The following is a 3,345-nucleotide window of genomic DNA, read 5'->3' as shown; positions in this document are numbered from 1 at the left end:
ATGATCATGTGGAAAAAAAGAAAAAGTAGCACCACATTCACCTTCAATGGCGAAAAGGTATTTTTAGCAGCAAGCCAGACACTAGGCACAGTTTTCAGCTATTTCCAGACAAGCCGTATCGGACTTACACAAGAAGAAGTGGAAGCCAGACAGTCTCTCTATGGGAAGAATGAAGTGGAACATGAGCAGAAAAAGAACCCTGTATCTACTTTCATCAAGGCTTTTATCAATCCTTTTATCGGTGTACTCACGGCCCTGGTCATCATTTCTTTTGTGCTCGATGTGCTGCTGGCCAATCCAGGAGAACAAGACTGGACAGCCATCATAATCATTCTAACCATGGTTATCGCCAGCAGCATACTGCGTTTCTGGCAAGAATGGAAGGCCAATGCCTCCAGTGAAGCTCTACTGAAAATGGTGACCAATACCTGCTACGTAAGACGAGCTGGTAACCAAGATGAAGAAATCAACATAGCCGACCTGGTTCCCGGAGACATTGTCATGATTGCTGCAGGAGACATGATTCCTGCCGACATGCGTATCATCGAAGCAAAAGATTTGTTTGTAAGCCAGTCTTCTTTGACGGGAGAATCAGACCCGATAGAAAAACGTCCGGAAGCCAAAGGAAACAAGCACAGCAAAGGAAGTGTAATTGAGCTGGAAAACATCTGCTTCATGGGTTCCAATGTAGTCAGCGGATCTGCTACCGGTATCGTGTTTGCAACCGGCAACAGTACGTATTTGGGCACCATTGCCCGCAGCATTGCCGGGCACCGTGCCGCTACAGCTTTCGACAAGGGAATCAGCAAAGTCAGTTTCCTGCTGATACGATTCATGCTCATCATGATTCCATTCGTTTTCCTGGTAAACGGTGTGACAAAAGGCGACTGGCTGGAAGCATTTATCTTTGCCGTATCGGTAGCTGTAGGCCTTACCCCCGAAATGCTCCCGATGATTGTCACTGCCAATCTGGCCAAAGGTGCCGTAGCCATGTCAAAAAAGAAAACCATTGTAAAAGACCTGAATGCCATTCAGAACTTCGGGGCGATGAACATTCTCTGTACGGACAAAACCGGCACCCTTACCTGCGACCAGATTGTGCTGGAGAAGTACATCAACGCCGATGGAAGCAACGACGAAAGCCGACGCATCCTGCGCCACGCTTATTTCAACAGTTTCTTCCAGACCGGATTAAAAAACCTGATGGACAAAGCCATTCTGTCACACGTAAAAGACTTGTCTTTGGAATACCTGAAGGACAATTATACAAAAGTAGATGAAATACCGTTTGATTTTACCCGGCGAAGAATGTCGGTAGTAGTAGAAGACCGTCAAGGGAAACGACAGATTATCACCAAAGGAGCCGTAGAGGAAATGCTGGACATCTGCTCGCATGCTGAATTCGACGGAGAGGTACACCCCATGACCATCGAACTGAAAAACAAGGCACGCGACATCATCGAGCAGATGAACAAGCAGGGTATGCGTGTCATTGCTGTAGCCCATAAAAGCTACCTGGACAAAACCTGTGATTTCCGCATCGAGGACGAAAAAGACATGGTGCTGATTGGGTATCTGTCCTTTCTGGATCCTCCCAAGCAGTCGGCAGCCAGTGCCATCAAGCAATTGCATGAACACGGCATTGAAATCAAGATTCTGTCTGGCGACAACGATGCGGTGGTACGTACCATCGCCCGTCAAGTGGGTATCCGCACCGACAACGCGCTGACAGGCCCTCTGTTCGAAACGATGAGTGAAGAAGAAAAAATGAGAGCCGTCAACCAAACGACTGTATTTTCCAAACTCACTCCGATACAGAAAACGGAAATCATCACCCTGCTTCAGGCGCAACAGCACACGGTAGGGTTCTTAGGCGACGGAATCAACGATGCCGCAGCATTACGTCAGTCAGACATCGGTATCTCGGTAGATTCCGCCGTGGACATTGCCAAAGAAAGTGCCGACATTATCCTGCTGGAGAAAAGTCTGATGGTACTGGAAGACGGTGTACTGGAAGGACGAAAAACATTTGGCAACATCACCAAATACATCAAGATGACAGCCAGTTCCAACTTTGGAAACATGTTCAGTGTAATGGCAGCCAGTGCGTTCCTCCCCTTCCTGCCCATGCTCCCCATCCATCTGCTGATTCAAAATCTGCTGTATGATATTTCGCAAACCACAATTCCGTTCGACCGGATGGATGCAGAATACCTCCTGAAACCACGCAAATGGGATGCTTCCGATTTAAGCCGCTTTATGATATTCATCGGCCCCATCAGCTCCATTTTTGACATCGTTACCTACCTGGTGATGTGGTATGCGTTCGGATGGCAAAGCATGGAACATCAGACGCTGTTCCAATCCGGATGGTTTATCGAAGGCTTGTTGTCGCAGACCCTGATTGTGCACATGATACGCACCCAGAAAGTCCCCTTCATACAGAGTTGTGCCTCCTGGCAAGTAACCGGACTCACCCTGCTGATTATGGCCATCGGTATCCTCCTGCCTTTCACTCCGTTTGGAAGCTCTATCGGACTAGAAGCACTGCCATTAAGCTATTTCCCCTGGCTCATCGGCATCCTGTTGTCCTACTGCATACTGACTCAACTAATTAAAAACTGGTATATCCATCGTTTTACCAAATGGTTATGACAAAATTCCTGACACTATTCCTGTCTTTGACAACAGGGGCCTCCCACTGTTGCCAAGCTCAGGAACTCCAGGTAAACTACACCACAGAACTACAAAGCGATTTCAAGCAAGGAAGTAACTGGGTTAATCTGCTGAGACTGAATTTCACTCATTCATTAGGCAAACACACGACATTACAAGCCGCCACCATTAGTACAGCCAGAACCCGAAGCGAATCACTGGCTGATGATTTTCAGACCTTTTCCAACATTGAAGAAGAAAACCATCCGCTTGACCTCGCTACATTGGGCGTCCAGCAACAGTTCGGTCATTCCTCACTCTTTTTCGGTATCCGGAACTTGAATGAAGACTATTTCACCTCTCCTGTCACCTCGTTATTCACCAACAGTTCATGTGGCATCTTCCCCACCTTGTCTGCCGATTACCAGATAGCCAATTATCCGATAGCTTCCGTCGGGCTGCATTATGAACTACAATTCACTCGATGGTCCTTGCAAGCATCGGTATACAACGGAAAAGGTTACTACCGGTTTGCAGGAAAAGAAAACGTATTCCGGTTCTGCCCACAAAGCGATGGAATACTCAGTATCACTTCACTAAACTATCAACACCATGGCAGCAATTATCATGTGGGCTTTGCTCTACATAGCAGCATGCATATGGACTATGAAGAGGGAACTCTCCCAAAAA

Annotated in this window: 2 protein-coding genes; both read left to right on the top strand. The window is 47.3% G+C overall.

Annotation, left to right across the window (positions count from 1 at the left end):
- Nucleotides 1-2,655 carry a magnesium-translocating P-type ATPase gene (mgtA, locus tag ACMJ0U_RS00760; protein WP_417127513.1) on the top strand — a complete coding sequence of 885 codons (2,655 nt, stop codon included), beginning with the start codon at nt 1-3 and terminating at the stop codon, nt 2,653-2,655.
- On the top strand, nt 2,652-3,345 hold a 694-nt coding region (locus tag ACMJ0U_RS00755; protein WP_417127512.1), incomplete at its 3' end, for a carbohydrate porin. The genes mgtA and ACMJ0U_RS00755, both read left to right, overlap by 4 nt.

The sequence above is a fragment of the Phocaeicola sp. genome (genome assembly GCF_048170425.1).
Lineage (GTDB): Bacteria > Bacteroidota > Bacteroidia > Bacteroidales > Bacteroidaceae > Phocaeicola.
The sequence above is the reverse complement of the archived record's forward strand: the minus strand, read 5'-3'. Positions and strand labels throughout refer to the sequence as shown.

Excerpts from the sequence above, each read along its gene's own strand:
- mgtA (WP_417127513.1), top strand. The coding sequence starts at position 1 with ATGATCATGTGGAAAAAAAGAAAAAGTAGCACCACATTCACCTTCAAT.